Source organism: Streptomyces triticisoli, from assembly GCF_003270085.1.
Lineage (GTDB): Bacteria > Actinomycetota > Actinomycetes > Streptomycetales > Streptomycetaceae > Streptomyces > Streptomyces triticisoli.
Map to the genome: position 1 here is coordinate 1 of NZ_QFDQ01000003.1, position 20,024 is coordinate 20,024.

Annotated in this window: 16 protein-coding genes and 1 riboswitch; of the genes, 13 read left to right on the top strand and 3 right to left on the bottom strand. The window is 70.4% G+C overall.

Annotation, left to right across the window (positions count from 1 at the left end):
- From DEP02_RS00585 to recQ, 9 genes are all read left to right on the top strand, one after another.
- The coding region (locus DEP02_RS00585) for a molybdopterin-dependent oxidoreductase (RefSeq protein ID WP_157977350.1) at window positions 1–961 on the top strand (961 nt) is incomplete at its 5' end.
- Window positions 958–2,322, top strand: coding sequence for an NADH-quinone oxidoreductase subunit NuoH (gene nuoH / locus DEP02_RS00590; RefSeq protein WP_112465336.1), 1,365 nt, complete (start codon window positions 958–960; stop codon window positions 2,320–2,322). The genes DEP02_RS00585 and nuoH, both read left to right, overlap by 4 nt.
- Complete coding sequence (gene nuoI / locus DEP02_RS00595) at window positions 2,315–2,956, top strand: NADH-quinone oxidoreductase subunit NuoI (protein WP_112465337.1); 642 nt, start codon at window positions 2,315–2,317, stop codon at window positions 2,954–2,956. Before nuoH ends, nuoI begins: the two co-directional genes overlap by 8 nt.
- Window positions 2,953–3,795: an NADH-quinone oxidoreductase subunit J gene (locus DEP02_RS00600; protein WP_112465339.1), complete on the top strand. Its 843-nt coding sequence runs from the start codon at window positions 2,953–2,955 to the stop codon at window positions 3,793–3,795. Before nuoI ends, DEP02_RS00600 begins: the two co-directional genes overlap by 4 nt.
- On the top strand, window positions 3,792–4,091 hold the full coding sequence (nuoK, locus tag DEP02_RS00605) for an NADH-quinone oxidoreductase subunit NuoK (RefSeq protein ID WP_112465340.1): 300 nt from the start codon (window positions 3,792–3,794) through the stop codon (window positions 4,089–4,091). Before DEP02_RS00600 ends, nuoK begins: the two co-directional genes overlap by 4 nt.
- A 15-nt stretch (window positions 4,092–4,106) precedes the next feature.
- Entirely contained in the window at window positions 4,107–6,053 is a 1,947-nt protein-coding gene (gene nuoL, locus DEP02_RS00610; RefSeq protein ID WP_112465342.1) for an NADH-quinone oxidoreductase subunit L, read from the top strand.
- Window positions 6,054–6,058: 5 nt separating this feature from the next.
- On the top strand, window positions 6,059–7,630 hold the full coding sequence (locus tag DEP02_RS00615) for an NADH-quinone oxidoreductase subunit M (RefSeq protein ID WP_112465343.1): 1,572 nt from the start codon (window positions 6,059–6,061) through the stop codon (window positions 7,628–7,630).
- The gene (gene nuoN / locus DEP02_RS00620) at window positions 7,627–9,276 is read left to right on the top strand and encodes an NADH-quinone oxidoreductase subunit NuoN (RefSeq protein WP_112465345.1); all 1,650 of its coding nucleotides are present in this window, start codon (window positions 7,627–7,629) and stop codon (window positions 9,274–9,276) included. The genes DEP02_RS00615 and nuoN overlap by 4 nt, the downstream gene beginning before the upstream one ends.
- A gap of 188 nt (window positions 9,277–9,464) precedes the next feature.
- Window positions 9,465–11,444, top strand: coding sequence for a DNA helicase RecQ (gene recQ / locus DEP02_RS00625; protein ID WP_112465437.1), 1,980 nt, complete (start codon window positions 9,465–9,467; stop codon window positions 11,442–11,444).
- Window positions 11,445–11,467: 23 nt separating this feature from the next.
- Here the strand turns inward: recQ and DEP02_RS00630 are convergent, their stop codons facing one another.
- Window positions 11,468–12,403 (bottom strand): M56 family metallopeptidase, encoded by a 936-nt coding sequence (locus tag DEP02_RS00630; protein ID WP_112465346.1) that lies wholly within the window; start codon window positions 12,401–12,403, stop codon window positions 11,468–11,470.
- A 187-nt stretch (window positions 12,404–12,590) separates the two neighbouring features.
- Entirely contained in the window at window positions 12,591–13,802 is a 1,212-nt protein-coding gene (gene fahA, locus DEP02_RS00635; protein ID WP_112465347.1) for a fumarylacetoacetase, read from the bottom strand.
- A gap of 235 nt (window positions 13,803–14,037) precedes the next feature.
- Between fahA and DEP02_RS00640 the strand changes: the two genes are divergently transcribed.
- Both DEP02_RS00640 and DEP02_RS00645 read left to right on the top strand, forming a co-directional pair.
- Window positions 14,038–15,276, top strand: coding sequence for a carboxylate--amine ligase (locus DEP02_RS00640; protein WP_112465349.1), 1,239 nt, complete (start codon window positions 14,038–14,040; stop codon window positions 15,274–15,276).
- 195 nt (window positions 15,277–15,471) lie between these two features.
- Window positions 15,472–16,281: an HAD family hydrolase gene (locus DEP02_RS00645; protein WP_112465350.1), complete on the top strand. Its 810-nt coding sequence runs from the start codon at window positions 15,472–15,474 to the stop codon at window positions 16,279–16,281.
- On the opposite strand, the gene DEP02_RS00650 is transcribed toward DEP02_RS00645, so the two are convergent.
- Window positions 16,275–16,769 carry a transglycosylase SLT domain-containing protein gene (locus tag DEP02_RS00650; RefSeq protein ID WP_112465352.1) on the bottom strand — a complete coding sequence of 165 codons (495 nt, stop codon included), beginning with the start codon at window positions 16,767–16,769 and terminating at the stop codon, window positions 16,275–16,277. The genes DEP02_RS00645 and DEP02_RS00650 overlap by 7 nt on opposite strands.
- Before the next feature lie 3 nt (window positions 16,770–16,772).
- Window positions 16,773–16,963: riboswitch (cyclic di-AMP (ydaO/yuaA leader) on the bottom strand.
- Window positions 16,964–17,448: 485 nt separating this feature from the next.
- Here DEP02_RS00650 and DEP02_RS00655 point away from each other — a divergent pair.
- Window positions 17,449–18,459, top strand: coding sequence for a polyprenyl synthetase family protein (locus tag DEP02_RS00655; protein WP_112465353.1), 1,011 nt, complete (start codon window positions 17,449–17,451; stop codon window positions 18,457–18,459).
- 284 nt (window positions 18,460–18,743) lie between these two features.
- A complete protein-coding gene (locus tag DEP02_RS00660; RefSeq protein WP_112465354.1) occupies window positions 18,744–19,991 on the top strand; it encodes a LolA family protein in 1,248 nt (415 codons plus the stop codon).
- Window positions 19,992–20,024: the final 33 nt, after the last annotated feature.

The following is a 20,024-nucleotide window of genomic DNA, read 5'->3' on the forward strand; positions in this document are numbered from 1 at the left end:
GGTGTGGATCCCGCGCCGGGCGGGCGAGCGCGGCGCCGTCGAGGCCGGCGCACTGCCGTCGCTGCTGCCGGGCGGGCGTCCGGCGACCGACCCGCGCGCGCGGGAGGAGGTCGCCGCGCTCTGGCGCGTCGCCGAACTCCCGCACCGCTACGGCCGCGACACCGGCCAGATCATCGAGGCCGCGGCCGGCGGCGAACTGCAGGCGCTGCTCGTGGCCGGTGTGGAGGTCGCCGACCTGCCCGATCCGGCACGCGCGCGTGAGGCCCTGTCCGAGGTGGGCTTCGTGGTGTCGCTGGAACTGCGGCCCAGCGAGGTCACCGAACGAGCGGACGTGGTCCTGCCCGTCGCCGCCGTCGCCGAGAAGGCCGGCACCTTCCTCAACTGGGAGGGCAGGGTCCGCTTCTTCGAGGCCGCGCTCAAGCCCGACCAGATGACCCGCACGCTGTCGCCCACCGACGCGCGCGTCCTGCAGATGCTGGCCGACGCCATGGACGTACACCTGGGGCTGCCGGACCTGCGGACCGTGCGCGCGGAGCTGGACCGGCTGGGCGCCTGGACCGGGCCGCGCGCCGACGACCCGCAGGGGGCCACGGGCGTACTGCCCCGGCCCGCCGCCGGGGAGGCCGTGCTCGCCGGGCACCGGCTGCTGCTCGACCAGGGTGTCCTGCAGGAGGGCGACGAGGCGCTCGCCGGCACCCGGCATGCCGCACGCGCGCGCGTGTCGCCCGCCACGGCCGCCGAGGTGGGCGTCCGGAACGGCGACCTGCTCGCCGTGACCGGCCCCGCGGGATCGGTCGAACTCCCGCTGGAGATCACCGAGATGACCGACCGGGTGGTGTGGCTCCCGCTGAACTCCGTCGGCGGGGGTGCCGCCTCCGACACCGGGGCGGTGCCCGGCTCCCTCGTCCGTATCGGCCCGGCGACGTCCTCGACCGAGGCCCCCAAGGAGGTGGAGGCATGAGCCCGTACCTCGCCGCTGAGAACCTTTCGATGTTCGGCACCGATCCGTGGTGGCTGGTCGTCGTCAAGGCGGTGTTCTGCTTCGCCTTCCTGATGGTGACCGTGCTGTTCTCCATCGTCTGGGAGCGCAAGGTCGTCGCCTGGATGCAGCGGCGCATCGGCCCCAACCGGAACGGCCCCTGGGGCATGCTCCAGTCGCTGGCCGACGGCGTGAAGCTGATGCTCAAGGAGGACCTCGTCGTCAAGCGCGCGGACAAGGTGGTCTACGTCCTCGCGCCGATCGTCGCCGCCATCCCGGCCTTCATGGCGATCGCGGTGATCCCCTTCGGGCCGGCCGGCAACGAGATCTCGATCTTCGGCCACCGCACCGCGATGCAGCTGACCGACCTGCCGATCGCGGTGCTCTACATCCTCGCGGTCGCCTCCGTCGGCATCTACGGCATCGTGCTGGCGGGCTGGAGCTCCGGATCCACCTACCCGCTCCTGGGCGGCCTGCGGTCCTGCGCGCAGATGATCTCCTACGAGATCGCCATGGGCGTCGCGTTCGCCTCCGTGTTCCTGTACTCGGGGTCGATGTCGACATCGGCGATCGTCGAGCAGCAGCACGACCGCTGGTACATCCTGCTGCTGCCGTTCTCCTTCATCCTCTACATCGTCACGATGGTCGGCGAGACCAACCGCGCCCCGTTCGACATGCCGGAGTCCGAGGGCGACCTGGTCGGCGGCTTCAACACCGAGTACTCGTCGATCAAGTTCGCGATGTTCATGCTCGCCGAGTACGTGAACATGGTGACGGTCTCGGCGGTGGCGACCACGCTGTTCCTGGGCGGCTGGCGGGCCCCCTGGCCGATCAGCACCTTCTGGGAGGGCGCCAACCACGGCTGGTGGCCGCTGCTCTGGTTCGTGATCAAGGTCCAGCTGCTGCTGTTCTTCTTCATCTGGCTGCGCGGCACGCTCCCACGGGTCCGCTACGACCAGCTGATGAAGCTCGGCTGGAAGGTGCTCATCCCGGCCTCCGTGGCCTGGCTGATGCTCGTGGCGACAGTGCGGGTGCTGCGCAACGAGAACGTCGACTTCGTCGACATCGCCCTGTACGTCGGCGCCGCCGTGCTGACCGTACTGGTCCTGTCCTTCGTCGCCGACATGTTCCGCGAACGGGCGAAGGCCGCCGAGAAGCCCGTCGCCCAACCCGTCGGCTTCGACCCGATGGCCGGCGGATTCCCCGTACCGCCGCTGCCGGGGCAGGAGCTGCCGCCGGTGCCGCGGCGCCGCCCGCGCCGCGAGCGCGAGTTGATTGTCAGTGGCGGGTCGGATACTGAACGTGACGGATCTCTGGATGGAAAGGAGGCGTCCGATGGCTGAGGAGCCCAAGGAGACCAACCCCGGTTTCCTGAACCCCGTGGCCGGCTTCGGCGTGACCTTCAAGGCCATGTTCAAGAAGCGGCTGACCGAGCAGTACCCGGAGCAGGAGAAGACCACCGCTCCGCGCTTCCACGGACGGCACCAGCTCAACCGCCATCCGGACGGCCTGGAGAAGTGCATCGGCTGTGAGCTGTGCGCCTGGGCCTGCCCCGCCGACGCCATCTATGTGGAGGGCGCCGACAACACCGACGAGGAGCGCTACTCGCCGGGCGAGCGGTACGGCCGCGTCTACCAGATCAACTACGCCCGCTGCATCCTGTGCGGCCTGTGCATCGAGGCGTGCCCCACGCGCGCGCTGACGATGACCAACGAGTTCGAACTGGCCGACTCCAGCCGCGCCAACCTCATCTACACCAAGGAACAGCTGCTCGCCGGACTCGAAGAGGGCATGGTCGACACGCCCCACGCCATCTACCCGGGCACCGACGAGCAGGACTACTACCGGGGTCTGGTGACGGAGGCCGCGCCCGGCACGGTGCGCCAGGCCGCCGTCTCCAAGGGAGAGGCCCCGCAGGAGGCCTCCTCGACCTTCGGCGAGGACGAACCCGCGTCGGAGGAGGTGATCGGCCGATGACCGCACAGCTCGCCGCCTACTCCACCTCCACCGGAGAGGCCTTCCAGTTCTGGGTCCTCGGCACCGTCGCGGTGATCGGCGCCCTGTGCACCGTCTTCATGAGGAGGGCCGTGCACAGCGCGCTGTGCCTGGCCGCCACCATGATCGTCCTGGCGGTGTTCTACCTCGCCAACGGCGCCTACTTCCTGGGCGTCGTGCAGATCGTCGTCTACACCGGCGCGATCATGATGCTGTTCCTGTTCGTGGTGATGCTCGTCGGTGTGACCGCCGCGGACTCCCTGAAGGAGACCATCAAGGGCCAGCGCTGGCTGGCCCTCCTGTGTGGGCTCGGCTTCGGCATCCTGCTCTTCGCGGGCATCGCCCACGCCTCCCTCAAGGACTTCCACGGCATCGGCAGGGCGAACGCGAACGGCAATGTGGAGGGCCTGGCCTCCCTCATCTTCACCCGGTACGTGTTCGCCTTCGAACTCACCGGCGCCCTGCTCATCACGGCCACCGTCGGCGCCATGGTGCTCACCCACCGCCAGCGCACCGAGCGGGCCCGCACCCAGCGCGAGCTGTCCGAGCAGCGCGTGCGCGAGGGGACGCACGTACCGCCGCTGCCGGCACCCGGCGTCTACGCCCGCCACAACGCCGTGGACATCGCCGGCCTGCTGCCCGACGGCACCCCGTCCGAGCTCACCGTCAGCAAGACGCTGCGCGAGCGCGGCCAGATCCGGGACGTCTCCACGGAGGCGCTCAACGATCTGAGGGCCCTGGAGCAGCGCGCCGAGGAGCGCCTGGAGCGCACCGAGATCGAGCCGGCGACCTTCAAGCGGTCCGAGGAGGCGTCGAAGTGAACCCCGTCAACTACCTCTACCTCGCCGCCCTGTTGTTCACGATCGGCGCCACCGGCGTGCTGATCCGGCGCAACGCCATCGTGATCTTCATGTGCATCGAGCTGATGCTGAACGCCTGCAACCTCGCGCTCGTCGCCTTCTCCCGGATGCACGGCAACCTCGACGGCCAGATCATCGCGTTCTTCACGATGGTCGTCGCCGCAGCGGAGGTCGTGGTCGGGCTCGCGATCATCGTGTCGCTGTTCCGTTCCCGCCACTCGGCCTCGGTCGACGACGCCAGCCTGATGAAGCTGTAAGGGGTCGGAAGAATCGTGGAGAACCTGATTGCGCTGCTGATCGCGGCGCCCCTGCTCGGAGCGGCCGTCCTCCTGGTCGGCGGCCGGCGCCTGGACGCCGTCGGCCACTGGATCGGCACCCTGCTCGCGGCCGTCTCCTTCGGGATCGGCCTGGTCCTCTTCGCCGACCTGCTCGGCAGGAGCGCCGACCAGCGGACCCTGACCCAGCACCTGTTCAGCTGGATCCCGGTGGCCGGCTTCCAGGCGGACGTCACGTTCCGCCTCGACCAGCTGTCGATGACGTTCGTACTGCTGATCACCGGTGTCGGCTCGCTGATCCACCTGTACTCGGTCGGGTACATGGAGCACGACGAGCGGCGCCGCCGCTTCTTCGGCTATCTGAACCTGTTCCTCGCGGCGATGCTGCTGCTCGTCCTCGCCGACAACTACCTGCTGCTGTACTTCGGCTGGGAAGGTGTCGGCCTCGCCTCCTACCTGCTGATCGGCTTCTGGCAGCACAAGCCCGGCGCGGCCACCGCGGCGAAGAAGGCCTTCCTGGTCAACCGCGTCGGCGACATGGGCCTGGCCATCGCGATCATGCTGATGTTCGCGACGTTCGGGACCTTCGCCTTCGGGCCGGTGTTCAGCCACGCCGGTGACACCTCCGAGGGCAGGCTCACCGCCATCGCCCTGATGCTGCTGCTGGCCGCCTGCGGCAAGTCCGCCCAGGTGCCGCTGCAGTCCTGGCTCGGCGACGCGATGGAGGGCCCGACCCCGGTCTCCGCCCTCATCCACGCCGCCACGATGGTGACCGCGGGCGTCTACCTGATCGTCCGCTCCGCAGCGGTCTTCAACGGCGCGCCCAGCGCACAGCTCGTGGTCACCGTCGTCGGCGCGGTCACGCTGCTGTTCGGTGCGATCGTCGGTTGCGCGAAGGACGACATCAAGAAGGCACTGGCCGGCTCGACCATGTCGCAGATCGGCTACATGGTGCTGGCCGCGGGCCTCGGCCCCATCGGCTACGTCTTCGCGATCATGCACCTGGTGACGCACGGCTTCTTCAAGGCCGGGCTGTTCCTCGGCGCCGGTTCGGTCATGCACGGCATGAACGACGAGGTCGACATGCGCAAGTACGGCGGCCTGCGCAAGTACATGCCGGTCACCTTCATCACCTTCGGCCTCGGCTACCTCGCCATCATCGGCTTCCCGGGCCTGTCCGGCTTCTTCTCCAAGGACAAGATCATCGAGGCGGCCTTCGCCAAGGGCGGCACCGAGGGCTGGATCCTCGGCGGCGCGGCCCTGCTGGGCGCGGCCATCACCGCGTTCTACATGACACGCGTGATGCTGTTGACGTTCTTCGGCGAGGAGCGCTGGCGCAACCGGCCGACGGCCTCCCCCGCCGAGCCCGACGTGGAGCCGGCGGCCGAGGATCGCGGGACCCGCGCCGAGCCGCACCCGCACGAGTCGCCCAGGGTCATGACGATCCCCATGATCGTGCTGGCCGTCGGGTCGGTCCTCGGCGGCGCGTTCTTCAGCATCGGCGACCGCTTCCTGCACTGGCTGGAGCCGGTCACCGGACACAGCGAGGGCAACTCGCCGCTCAGCGCCCTGACCGTCACCGCGGCGACCATGGTGTGCCTGGCGATCGGCGTGGCCATCGCCTGGGCCCAGTACGGCCGCAAGCCGGTCCCGGTCGTCGCCCCGCGCGGGTCGCTGCTCACCCGGGCCGCCCGGCGCGACCTGCTCCAGGACGACTTCAACCACGTCGTCCTGGTCCGCGGCGGCGAGCACCTCACACGGTCCCTGGTGTACCTCGACCACACCCTGATCGACGGTGTCGTCAACGGCACGGCGGCCTCGGTCGGTGGCCTGTCCGGGCGGATGCGCCGGCTGCAGAACGGCTTCGCGCGCTCCTACGCGGTCTCGATGTTCGGCGGTGCGGCACTCCTGGTGGCCGCGACCCTGCTGATGAGGGCGGTCTGATACCGATGTCCTTTCCTCTGCTGACAGCGACGGCGGTACTCCCGGCCGTCGGGGCCATCGCCACGGCCGCCGTGCCGGCCGCCCGGCGCACCGCCGCCAAGTGGCTCGCCCTGGCCGTCTCGCTGGGCACGCTCGCGCTGGCGGTCACCATCCTGGTCCGCTTCGACCCGGGCGGTGCCCGCTACCAGCTCACCGAGTCCCACTCCTGGATCGCGGCCTTCGGGGTCCGGTACGAACTGGGCGTGGACGGCATCGCGGTGGCGCTGATCGGGCTGACCGCCCTGCTCGTCCCGTTCGTGATGCTGGCCGGCTGGCACGACGCCGACCAGTTGGAGACCGGAAGCCGCCGCTGGCGGCCGACACAGGGCTTCTTCGCCCTGATCCTGGCTCTTGAGGCGATGGTGATCATCTCCTTCGAGGCCACCGACGTCTTCCTCTTCTACATCTTCTTCGAAGCCATGCTGATCCCGCTGTACTTCCTCATCGGGGGCTTCGGGGACCGTGCGCACGAGCACGGGGAGAAGGCGGCGTCGACACAGCGGTCGTACGCGGCGGTGAAGTTCCTGCTCTACAACCTGGCCGGCGGCCTGATCATGCTGGCCGCGGTGATCGGCCTGTACGTGGTCGCCGGGAGCTTCTCGCTCACCGAGATCGCGCAGGCCCGTGCCAACGGCTCGCTGCACATGGCGACCGACGTCGAACGCTGGCTGTTCCTCGGCTTCTTCTTCGCCTTCGCGGTGAAGGCGCCGCTGTGGCCGTTGCACACCTGGCTGCCCAACGCCATGCAGGAGTCCACCGCGCCGGTCGCCGTCCTCATCACGGCCGTGGTCGACAAGGTGGGCACCTTCGCGATGCTCCGCTTCTGCCTCCAGCTGTTCCCGGAGGCGAGCAAGTGGGCCACGCCGGTCATCCTGGTCCTGGCCCTGATCAGCATCATCTACGGTGCGCTGCTGGCGGTCGGCCAGCGGGACATCAAGCGCCTGATCGCGTACGCGTCGATCTCGCACTTCGGCTTCATCATCATGGGCATCTTCGCGATGACCAGCCAGGGCCAGTCCGGGGCGACGCTCTACATGGTCAACCACGGCCTGTCGACGGCCGTGCTCATGCTGATCGCCGGCTTCCTGATCTCCCGTCGCGGCTCCCGGCTCATCGCCGACTACGGCGGTGTGCAGAAGGTCGCTCCGGTGCTCGCCGGCACGTTCCTGATCGGCAGCCTCGCCACCCTGTCCCTGCCGGGACTGGCGCCCTTCGTCAGTGAGTTCCTGGTCCTGGTCGGCACGTTCACGCGCTACCCGGCGATCGGCATCGCCGCCACCTTCGGCATCGTGCTCGCCGCGCTGTACAGCCTCGTTCTCTACCAGAGGACGATGACCGGCCCGGTCAAGAAGGAGGTCTCGGCGATGCCGGACCTGCGGGTGCGGGAGCTGGTGGTCGTGGCACCGCTGGTCGTGCTGCTGATCTTCCTGGGCGTCTATCCCAAGCCCGTCGCGGACATCGTCAACCCGGCGGTCAAACAGACCTTGTCCGACGTACACAAGACCGACCCCAAGCCCGAGGTGGAGGCGGCCAAGTGAGCACAGCAGTCGTCCACAACCTGTGGACAACCGCGGCCGATCCGATCTCGAAGATCGACGCGCCGAAGATCGAATACGGGCAGTTGTCGCCCACCCTGATCGTCGTGGGCGCGGCGATCGTCGGGGTGATCATCGAGGCGTTCGTCCCGCGCCGGTCGCGCTACTACGCGCAGGTGTTCGTGTCCGTCGTCGCGCTCTGCGCCGCGTTCGCCGCGGTCGTCGCGCTCGCGGCGGACGGATACGGCACCACCAAGGCGCAGATCGCGGCCATGGGCTCCATCGCCGTCGACGGACCCTCCCTGTTCCTGCAGGGCACGATCCTGCTGGCGGCCCTGGTCGGCCTGTTCACCTTCGCCGAACGGCGACTGGACCCGGCCGCGCACGGCAACCGGGTCGACTCCTTCGCCGCGCAGGCGGCGTCCGTACCGGGCAGCGACAGTGAGAAGGCCGCGGTCAAGGCCGGCTTCACCACCACCGAGGTCTTCCCGCTGCTCCTGTTCGCGGTCGCCGGCATGCTGGTGTTCCCGGCGGCCAACGATCTGCTGACCCTGTTCGTGGCCCTGGAGGTCCTGTCCCTCCCGCTGTACCTGCTGTGCGCGCTGGCCCGCCGCAAGCGGCTGATGTCGCAGGAGGCGGCGGTCAAGTACTTCCTGCTGGGCGCGTTCGCCTCCGCGTTCACCCTGTTCGGCATCGCGCTGCTGTACGGGTACGCGGGCTCGGTGTCGTACGCGACGATCGCGCAGGTCGTCGACGGAAACGTGCCGAGGATCGACCCGGTGCTCGCGAACACCATGGGCAACGACGCGCTGCTGCTCATCGGCGCCGCGATGGTCACGATGGGCCTGCTGTTCAAGGTGGGCGCCGTACCGTTCCACATGTGGACGCCGGACGTCTACCAGGGCGCGCCGACCCCGGTCACCGGGTTCATGGCGGCGGCGACCAAGGTGGCGGCCTTCGGCGCGCTGCTGCGGCTGCTGTACGTCGTCCTGCCGGGCATGCGCTGGGACTGGCGGCCGGTGATGTGGGCGGTCGCGATCGTCACCATGCTGGTCGGTGCGATCGTCGCGATCACGCAGACCGACATCAAGCGGCTGCTGGCGTACTCGTCGATCGCCCACGCCGGATTCATCCTCGCGGGTGTCATCGCGACCTCGCGGGACGGCGTCTCCTCCGTCCTGTTCTACCTGGCCGCGTACTCCTTCGTGACGATCGGCGCCTTCGCCGTGGTCACCCTGGTCCGCGACGCCGGCGGCGAGGCCACGCACCTGTCCAAGTGGGCGGGGCTCGGCCGCCGTTCGCCGCTGGTGGCGGCGGTCTTCGCGGTGTTCCTGCTGGCCTTCGCCGGCATCCCGCTGACCTCCGGCTTCGCGGGGAAGTTCGCCGTGTTCAAGGCGGCGGCGGAGGGCGGCGCGGTCCCGCTGGTCGTGATCGGTGTGATCTCGTCCGCGGTCGCCGCCTTCTTCTACATCCGCGTGATCGTCCTGATGTTCTTCAGCGAGCCGCGTCCTGAGGGCCCGACGGTGGCGGTCCCGTCACCGCTGACGATCACCGCGATCGGCGTGGGCGTGGCGGTCACGGTGGTGCTCGGTGTGGCGCCGCAGTACTTCCTGGACCTGGCGAACCAGGCGGGGGTGTTCGTGCGCTGAGGCCGTCTCCGCGACACGCGGCTGCCCGGTACCTCCGTCGGCGGAGGTACCGGGCAGCCGCATGTAGGGCCGGACAGTCGTATGTGCGGATCTTCGGACTGGCGTCCTGTGGATAACTTCGGGGTCCGTCGGTGCGGACCCCTATCGTGGAGGCAGTGGTCGAGGGACGACGCACGGGGGACGAGACGATGAGCGGGACGGGCGGTGTCACCGAGATGCCAGTGATGGACAGCGAGGCGAGCGAGGTGCTGGCCACGCTGCACCGGGTCTTCGGATACGAGGCATTCCGGGGCGAGCAGGAAGCGGTCATCGAGCATGTGGTGGCGGGCGGCGACGCCGTCGTGCTCATGCCCACCGGTGGTGGCAAATCGCTGTGCTACCAGATTCCGGCCCTGATCAGACCCGGTACGGGCGTCGTCGTGTCGCCGCTGATCGCACTCATGCAGGACCAGGTGGACGCGCTGCGGGCGCTGGGTGTGCGCGCCGGGTTCGTCAACTCCACGCAGGACTTCGACGAGCGTCGCGTGGTGGAGGCGGAGTTCCTGGCCGGCGAGCTGGACCTGCTCTACCTGGCACCGGAGCGGCTGCGCCTGGAGTCCACGCTCGACCTGCTCTCCCGCGGCAAGATCTCCGTCTTCGCCATCGACGAGGCGCACTGCGTGTCCCAGTGGGGCCACGACTTCCGCCCCGACTACCTGGCGCTGTCGCTGCTGGGCGAGCACTGGCCGGACGTGCCGCGGATCGCGCTCACGGCGACAGCCACCCGCGCCACCCACCAGGAGATCACCCAGCGGCTGAACATGCCGCAGGCCCGGCACTTCGTGGCGAGCTTCGACCGGCCCAACATCCAGTACCGGATCGTGCCCAAGGCCGACCCCAGGAAGCAGCTGCTGACCTTCCTCGGTCAGGAGCACCCGGGCGACGCGGGCATCGTGTACTGCCTGTCACGCAACTCGGTGGAGAAGACGGCGGAGTTCCTCAGCCGCAACGGCATCGAGGCGGTGCCCTATCACGCCGGTCTGGACGCGGGCACCCGCGCCGCGCACCAGTCCCGGTTCCTGCGGGAGGACGGCCTGGTCGTGGTCGCCACCATCGCCTTCGGCATGGGCATCGACAAGCCGGACGTACGGTTCGTCGCCCACCTGGACCTGCCCAAGTCGGTCGAGGGCTACTACCAGGAGACCGGCCGCGCGGGACGCGACGGCCTGCCGTCGACGGCCTGGATGGCCTACGGCCTGAACGACGTCATACAGCAGCGCAAGCTCATCCAGTCCGGCGAGGGCGACGAGGCCTTCCGCCGCCGGGCCCAGGCCCATCTGGACGCGATGCTCGCCCTGTGCGAGACGGCCCGGTGCCGCCGCGGCCAGCTCCTCGCCTACTTCGGCCAGGACCCGGACCCGGCCGGCTGCGGCAACTGCGACACCTGCCTGACCCCGCCCGAGACCTGGGACGGCACGGTCGCGGCCCAGAAGGTGCTGTCGACGGTGGTGCGGTTGAAGCGGGAGCGGGGTCAGAAGTTCGGCGCGGGGCAGATCATCGACATCCTGCTCGGCAAGCGCACCGGCAAGGTGATCCAGTTCGACCACGACCAACTGTCCGTCTTCGGCATCGGCGAGGAACTCACCGAGGGCGAATGGCGGGGTGTCGTACGGCAGTTGCTGGCGCAGGGCCTGCTCGCGGTCGAGGGTGAGTACGGCACGCTGGTACTGACCGACAGCAGCGCCTCGGTGCTGCGGCGCGAGCGTGAGGTGCCGCTGCGCAAGGAGCCGGGGAAGCCGGCGGCCGTACGGGCGTCGACCGCCCGGGCCGACCGCAAACCCAAGGCGGCGGCGGCCGAGCTGCCCGAGGAACTGCTCCCCGCCTTCGAGGCCCTGCGCGCCTGGCGCGCCGAACAGGCCCGCGAGCAGGGGGTCCCGGCCTACGTGATCTTCCACGACGCCACCCTGCGGGAGATCGTCATGCTCTGGCCGGTCTCCGTGCCACAGCTCGGCACGGTCGGCGGCGTCGGCGAGAAGAAACTGGCGACGTACGGGGACGGGGTGCTCGCGGTGCTCGAGTCACTGGGCGGGCCGCCCGGCGCGGCAGTGGCCGATGACGGCACGGCCGGTCCGGGCGGACCGGAACCGGCGGAGGACCTGCCCGAACCGGAACCCGACGACTGGATGTAGGCGGCTGGGCACAGGGGCGGGCGTCACATGGCCGTCAGCCCCGGGGCGAATGTGATCAGCAGCGGGAGCAGGGGCACCAGGGACGCCACCGCCGTGGTGAGCGTCCTGTGCCCGCGGTCCAGCCGGGGCGGGGGCTCCAGGAGGCGGTCCACCCGCTCGCCCAGCAGGCGGTGGCTGTTGGCGCAGGAGAGGACTCCGCGGTGCTGGTTGAGCTCGATCAGGGCCAGCGCCGTGGTGAGGTGGCCGTGGCGGCGGGAGGCCGTGTCGTCGGCGGCCAGTTCGACCAGCCGGTGCGTCTGGTCGCAGAAGTGCGCGAACAGCGGAACGCGCGGGAAGCCGGTGGCCAGCGCGGTCGACAGGTGCAGCAGCCAGTCGTGGCGGGCGCGGGCGTGACCCCGCTCGTGGGCGAGGACGGCGTCGAGCTGGTGGCCGGTGAGCCGGCGCAGCGCGCCGGTGGTGACGACCAGCTGGGGCGGGTGACCGGGCACCCACCAGGCGTCGGGGTACTCGTCCTCCAGCACCAGCAGCGGCCCGCGGGCCGCCGGAAGGCCGGCGGGCAGGTCGGGAGCGCGTTCGCGCAGGTGCGCTCGGGCCAGGCCGCGGCGCCGGCGCGCCTCGACGAGTTCGCGGGCGAGCATCGCGGTGGTCCAGGCGGCGCCGCAGGCCAGCAGCAGGGTGAGGCCGGCTGTCCAGGCAGGCGCCGCCGAGAGGTCGTACGCGGCGGTCACGGCCGGCGGCGCCGGGGCGAAGACCCGGTCGTGAACGGTGCGGAAGACGGCCGCGGTGCCCAGCACCAGGGCGGCGAGGCAGCACAGCAGAGCCGTGGCGACCAGGCACTGCCACACCCACAGCGCGACGACGGGCTCCCGTTCGGGCCACGCCGCCCGGGTCAGCGCGCGGGGGACCGGCACGGCGACCGTCAGTGCGACGGCGCCCAGCAGGAGCAGGCAGACGGTCATTGCCACGGACTCCGGATCCTCGTCGGAGGGGGCGGGTGTCGGGGTCGTGCGGTGGTGGGGCGGTGGGGTACGGCAGGCCGGCGCGTCGGGCGCGCACGGCCTGCCGCCAGTATGACGGTCACGGGCACCGGGAGTCAGGGGCCGGCCGCAACCGATTCCCCCGCCACACCGGCCACAGACACCCCCGTCATCCCGACACGATCCGCCCCGCCACCTCCCCGAGCCCCACCCGGGCGCCGCCCGCCCCCGGAGCCCAGGCCGACAGCGTCACCACGTCCCCGTCCTCCAGGAACGCCCGCTTGCCGTCCGGGAGTTCCAGCGGATCACGGCCGTTCCAGGTCAGCTCCAGCAGCGAGCCGCGTTCGCGTTCGGTGGGTCCGCTCACCGTGCCCGAGCCGTACAGGTCTCCCGTGCGCAGCGAGGCGCCGTTGACGGTCAGGTGGGCGAGCTGCTGCGCGGCCGTCCAGTACATGGTGGAAAACGGTGGCTCGGACACCACGTGACCGTTGATCGCGACGGAGATCCGCAGGTCGTAGCCGCCGGGCTCCTCCGCGGAGTCGTCGAGATAGGGCAGCAGCGGATGGGTGCGCTCCGGCGGAGCCACCCGCGCGTGCTCCAGCGCGTCCAGCGGGGTGATCCACGCCGACACCGACGTGGTGAAGGACTTGCCGAGGAACGGGCCGAGGGGGACGTACTCCCAGGCCTGGATGTCGCGCGCCGACCAGTCGTTGAGCAGGCACAGCCCGAAGACGTGCTCGCGGAAGTCGCCCAGCGCGACCGGCTGCCCCATCCGCGACGGGACGCCCACCACGAAGCCGACCTCGGCCTCGATGTCCAGCCGGACCGAAGGACCGAACACCGGTGCGGGGTCGGTGGGAGCCTTCCGCTGGCCCGAGGGGCGCAGGACGTCCGTGCCCGAGACCACCACCGTCCCGGAGCGGCCGTGGTAACCGATCGGCAGGTGCTTCCAGTTGGGGGTCAGCGAGTCCGCGGCGTCCGGGCGGAAGATCTGCCCGACATTGCGGGCGTGGTTCTCCGAGGAGTAGAAGTCGACGTAGTCCGCGACCTCGAAGGGCAGGTGCAGGGTCACCGAGGACAGCGGGTGCAGGAACGGCGCGACCGCCTCCTGGTGGGACGGCACCGTCACCCACGCCGTCAGCGCGCGCCGCACGTCCGACCACGCGGTGCGGCCGGCGGCGAGCAGGGGGTTCAGGGTCGGCCGCGCGAGCAGGTCGGCGTACGGCGAGCCGAGCGCCCGAGCCGCCGCACCGGCGTCGAGAACGTGGTCGCCGAGCCGGACGCCGACGGTCCTCTCCGGCGACCCGGCCCGGGAGAAGACGCCGTAGGGAAGGTTGTGCGGACCGAAGGGGTCGCCCTCGGGGACCTCGAAGGGGGGCATGGGGTGTACTGCCTTCCTTTCCCGTTATCCACGTGATCCACGTGCTTTCCATGTGGTCGCGCCACACGTTACGGGGGTACTGCCGTTCTTGGGCAGGGCCTAAAGAGTTTGCAATGTCCGAATTGGTCTTGTGGGAGGGGTCAATTCCGGCTTAGCGTCCTTGGGGGACGCGGGCGGGGTGGGTCCGCTCCGCAGGGGGACACGTGGGGGGCCCGTGGCCAGGAATGCCGTCAGTGTGCCTTTCCGGGCCGACCGTGATGTACCGGGCCTGATCGTGAAGTTCGGGGACTATCCGCTGCACCACGGCGGGGTGGGCGCGATCCGCAGTCTGGGCCGTCTCGGCATCCCCGTGTACGCGATCACCGAGGACGCGTACACGCCCGCCGCCGCCTCCCGCTATCTCAGGCGTGCGTTCGTCTGGCCGACACGGGGCACGGAGGAGGCGGACCACCTGGTGGAGGGCCTGCTGCGGGTCGGCCGCCGCATCGGCCGGCCCACCGTCCTCGTACCCACGGACGAAGAGGCCGCCGTCCTGATCGCCGAACACCAGGACGAGCTCAAAAGCCGCTTCCTCTTCCCGCGCGTCGCCCCCGGCCTGCCGCGCCGCCTGGCCAGCAAGCAGGGCCTGCACGAGATGTGCGTGGAGCACGGAATCCCCAGCCCCGCGGCCGCCTTCCCGCAGTCGTACGACGAGATCGTGGCGTTCGCCGACCAGGCCTGCTTCCCGGTGGTGGCCAAGAACCGCGAGGCGTTCGTACGGCGCGAACGCCCGGCCGTGAACGGCACCACGAGGATCACCACCCGCGAGGGCCTGCTGACCCTCGCCCGCGACTGGGGCGAGCGGCCCGGCGTGGTCCTGCAGGAGTACCTGCCGCGGGAGGAGGCCGAGGACTGGATCGTGCACGCCTACTTCGGTCAGGACTCGGCCCCGCTCGCGATGTTCACCGGCGTCAAGGTCCGCTCCTGGCCGCCGCATGCGGGGATGACGGCGAACGCGTACATCGTGGACAACCCGGAACTCGCCGACCTCGCCGCGCGTTTCATCAAACAGATCGGCTTCACCGGCATCGTCGACCTGGACCTGCGCTTCGACCGGCGCGACGGACAGTACAAGCTCCTCGACTTCAATCCGCGCATGGGCGCCCAGTTCCGGCTCTTCGAGAGCGAGTCGGGGGTGGATGTCGTGCGTGCCATGCACCTCGACCTGACCGGTCGCCCCGTTCCGGAGGGGGAACAGCGCGCGGGCCGCCGGTACGTCGTGGAGAACATCGACCTGCCCGCCCTGCTCGCCTACCGCCGCAGCGGCTGTACGACGCCGCACGCGCCGGCGAGGGCGAGCGGGACGGAGCTGGCCTGGCTCGCGGGTGACGACCCGCTGCCGTTCCTCACCATGCTCGTGCGCTTCGTGCGGCCCGGCGCGAAGCACCTCCACCAACTGTGGCGGACCAACCGCCGCGGCAGCGCGACCGGTTAGGGCAGCCCGGTCCTGCGGCTGCCCAAGCTCCTCGTGACGGGGCCCAGTCGGGCAATTCGGGGAGTTTCCCGCTCGGGGCACCGAAGCGCCCGCCCGGACGGGAGGGTTGAGGGAGGGCGGCCGGAACAGCCGTGTCCGCCGCCGTCGTCCGGTTCCCGTCGAGTCGCCGGGGCGGAGGGTACGTATTCTCTGATCATGCCCCCTGCCCTCGCATATACCCTCATCGCCACTGACCTGGACGGAACGCTGCTGCGCGGCGACGACAGCCTGTCCGAACGGTCCCTCGCCGCGCTCGCGCGGGTGGCGGCCGCCGGTGCCCGGCACCTCGTGGTGACCGGACGGCCGGCGCCGAGGGTGCGGCCGCTGCTCGACGCCCTGGGCGCCACGGGGCTCGCGGTGTGCGGTCAGGGCGCACAGGTCTACGACGCCGTCACGAACCGTCTGCTGTGGTCGGTCACCCTGGACCGGGAACTGGCCGAGACCGCGCTCGGCAAGATCGAGGCCGAGGTGGGCGAGGTGTACGCCGCCGTCGACCAGGACGGCGTCGACGGGCTCACGCTCATCGAGCCGGGGTACCGCATGCCGCACCCGACCCTGCCCGCCGTACGGGTCGACCGGCGCGACGACCTGTGGCGCACGCCCATCAGCAAGGTGCTGCTGCGCCATCCCGTGCTGTCCGACGACGAGTTGACGGCGGCGGCGCGCAGCGTGGTGGGCTCCCTGGCCACGGTCACCATGTCGGGCCCGGGGACCGTCGAACTCCAGCCGTGCGGCATCACCAAGGCGACCGGGCTGGCGCTGGCCGCAGGACACCTGGGGCTGGGCCGCGAGAGCGCCCTCGCCTTCGGTGACATGCCCAACGACATCCCCATGTTCCAGTGGGCCGCCCGGGGTGTCGCCATGGCCAACGCCCATCCGGAGCTCAAGGCGGTGGCCGACGAGGTCACGCTGTCGAACGAGGACGACGGCATCGCCGTCGTCCTCGAGCGATTGTTTGATCAGTAGGGGCCGTTGACGTTGTCGATCGAGCCGTACCGCTTGGCCGCGTAGTTGCAGGCGGCGGTGATGTTCGCGACCGGGTCGTAGATGTCGTACGAGGTGCCCGGGACGTGGTAGGCCTTGAAGGTCGGGTCGATGACCTGCAGCAGGCCCTTGGACGGGATGCCCTTGGCCGCGTTGGAGTCCCAGAGGTTGATGGCCCGCGGGTTGCCGGAGGACTCGCGCATGATGTTGCGGTGGATGCCGTTGTAGGTGCCCGGGATGCCGTTCTTCTTCATGACCTCCAGGGAGGCGCGGATCCAGCCGTCGAGGTTGTTCGGGTAGCCGATGCCCGTGATCGTCCGGACGGTGGCCCCGCCGGCCGGGGTCGCCGCGGACGCGCTGGTGGCACCGAGGAGCGGAACGGCGAGGACGGCGACACCCGTACCGGTGACGGCGAGGGTGCGGAGGGCGCGGGCTGTGCGGGAGCGGTGGCGCTGACCCTTTGCAGGCATGGGGAATTTCCTCTCCGTCGCCTGCGAGGTGAGCTGTCGGGTTCGGGCGGGGAGGTGCCCGGCCGTGCCTTTGAGGGCACGACTTCACCCCGAGCCGTTCCGGCGCGGCGTACGACACAGGACGTACGACGCCCGGCCCGGCGACTTACCTGGGTCCCCCGCTCCTGCCGTGAGTGACTTGGTCGATGGGTTCACGGGCGGCGGCAGGATTCGGCGTCCGCCCGTCGGCCGGGAACGTATGCGAGAGCACATGTCCGGAACAAGGGTCGGATGCGGGGAACGCCCTGATTGACCTTGATCCGAGGGGTATGAGGTGCTTGATCCTTTGCGCCCGCCAAGGCTCAACTGGCGTACAGGCAAAGGAAAGGTCAAGTCGACCGGGGGGAGATGGGCAGAGAGGTCGACGTGACCCAATTCACGGTTTGGTGGCGTGAGGAGTAATTGCGGCCAATGGGAATTGAAACCCCAATAGGGGTGAATCGGGCCGTGTGGGTGAGTGCCCGTATGGGCCGTGCGGCAGGCGCGTGATGGTGGTCACGTCGGGTGATGAGGCCCGACCCGTATCGGTGGGCGCTATCGGTGATCGAAACTTGACCGGATACGCTGACTTGAGTGATGGCAGAGACCTATCGACAAGCCGTGTGACCGCCAGCTGACACCAGCAGACAGGAGACCCCTCGTGACCGTCGTCGGGCCGTTCGGGCTGAACGTGCGGGACCAGGCTCTCGAAGCCGATGTCCGGGCCGGGATGGCGGCTGTCGAGGAAGGCCTGCTCGAAGCCACCAAGAGCGAGGTCCCGTTCATCACGGAGGCCGCTCAGCACCTCGTCAAGGCGGGCGGGAAGCGGTTCCGTCCGCTGCTGGTGATGCTCGCGGCCCAGTTCGGCGACCCGTACGCGCCGGGGATCGTGCCGTCGGCCGTGGTCGTGGAGCTGACCCACCTGGCCACGCTGTACCACGACGACGTGATGGACGAGGCCGCGGTGCGCCGCGGGGTGGCCAGCGCGAACACCCGCTGGGGCAACTCCGTCGCCGTCCTGACCGGCGACTTCCTGTTCGCCCGGGCCTCGCAGGTCCTCGCCGACCTCGGGCCGGAGGCGGTCCGGGTGCAGGCCGTGGCGTTCGAGCGGCTGGTCACCGGGCAGATCCTGGAGACGGCGGGCCCGCAGGACGGCCGGGACCCGGTCGACCACTACCTGGACGTGCTGGGCGGCAAGACCGGGTCGCTGGTGGCGGTGTCGTGCCGGTTCGGCGCGATGATGTCCGGCGCCGACGAGACGGTCGTGGACGTGCTGACGCAGTACGGCGAGCGGCTGGGCGTCGCCTTCCAGCTCGCGGACGACGTCCTGGACATCGCCTCCGACTCGCACGAGTCCGGCAAGACGCCCGGCACGGACCTGCGGGAGGGCATCGCCACGCTGCCGGTCCTGCGGCTGCGCGAGCGCGTGGCCCGGATGGGGCTGGCCGAGGACGTCGCCCTGTGCGAGCTGCTGGACTCCGACCTGAGCGACGACACGCGGCACGCCGAGGCACTGACGGCGCTGCGCACTCACCCGGCGCTGGAGCAGGCCCGCCGGGACACGGTGCGCTACGCCGAGGAGGCACGGGCCGCGCTGGCTCCGCTGCGCGAGTGCGAAGCGAAGACCGCGCTGACGGACCTGTGCGACGCGGTGGTGCACCGGGCCGGCTAGGGCCGGTTCCAGGCCGTGCGGCCCGCGCCGGGCTGCTCCATTCGGGTGGCGCTCTCCACCCCGACCCCTACGGGGTGGCGGAGGCGCCGCCCTTTTCGTGTCATACCGCAGGCGTACACGAGTTGGCTCCGGGGACTGACGCTTCCTCGCGGCCGATTTGGTCGGATGGAGACCACGGACCACACCACTCCTCACCGATTTGGGTGAGAATGGCGGCTCGGGGTTGCCCCAGTTCGAAGGACAGCCGAAGAACAGCCGCCGCCGACAACGGAGGTAGGGCACACATGGCACCGTACGAATCCGACGACAGCACGGGCGCCGGGCAGGTGGACGGCAAGCACTCGGGCCGGCGCAGGGCCGCGCGCTACGTCGTCCCGGTCGCGGTGGTGGGGGTGACGGCGGTGACCATCGGGCTCGTCCCGGCACTCGCCGACTCCGGCAGCCCCGACCTGCCGAAGATCACCGCGCAGCAACTCGTGGAGAAAATAGCCCGGTCGGACGTCCAGCAGCTGTCCGGCACGGTCAAGATCAGCACCGACCTGGGCCTGCCCGACCTCGGCGGCCTGGAGAGCGGCCTGATCCCGGGCGTCGGCAAGGGTGGTGAGGGCTCGTCGGCCGACCCGACGTCCAAGCTGACCGAACTGGTCTCCGGCACGCACACCCTGCGCGTCGCGGCCGACGGCCCGGACCGGCAGAAGATCTCGCTGATCGAGAAGGCGGCCGAGTACAGCCTCATCCACAACGGCAAGGACGTCTGGGGCTACGACAGCGAGTCGAACGAGGTCTTCCACGGCACGGCGGCCGACAGCGGCGGGAAGCACAGGGGCGACAGGGGCGACGTGCCCGCCACGCCCAAGGACTTCGCCGACCAGGCCCTGAAGTCGGTCGACGACACCACCTCGGTGATCGTCGACGGCACCGCGCGGGTCGCCGGCCGCGACGCCTACCGGCTGGTCGTCAAGCCGAAGCACGCCTCCGGCACCACGGTCGGCGCGATCAGCATCGCGGTGGACGCCAGAACCGGGCTGCCGCTGAAGTTCACTCTCACCCCGGCGAGCGGCGGCGCCGCCGTCGTGGACGTGGGCTTCACCCAGGTCAGCTTCGCCAGGCCGGCCGCCGCCACGTTCGACTTCACCCCGCCCAAGGGGGCGAAGATCACCGAGGAGAAGGACGCCGGAAAGGGCACCGGCAAGGACAGGGGCAAGGACGCCGGACCGGGTGAGCACTTCCGGGACTCCGGCCCGGCGCGGAAGGACCTCGCGAAGAGCGGCGGCCCGACGGTCCTCGGCAAGGGCTGGAACTCCATCGCCGTGTTCGACTCCGGCGCCGAGGGCGGCATCCCGTCGTCCTCCGGCAACGGCGACCTGAGCGGCTTCCTCGGCTCGCTCGGCGACCGCGTCTCCGGCACGTTCGGCAAGGGCACGGTCTTCTCCACCCGCCTGATCAACGCCCTGATGACGGACGACGGCAAGGTCTACGTCGGTGCCGTCACCAAGGACGCGCTGGTGAAGGCGGCGAACACCGGGCGGTGACGCCGGGCGGTGACGCCGCGCGGTGAGAGCGCG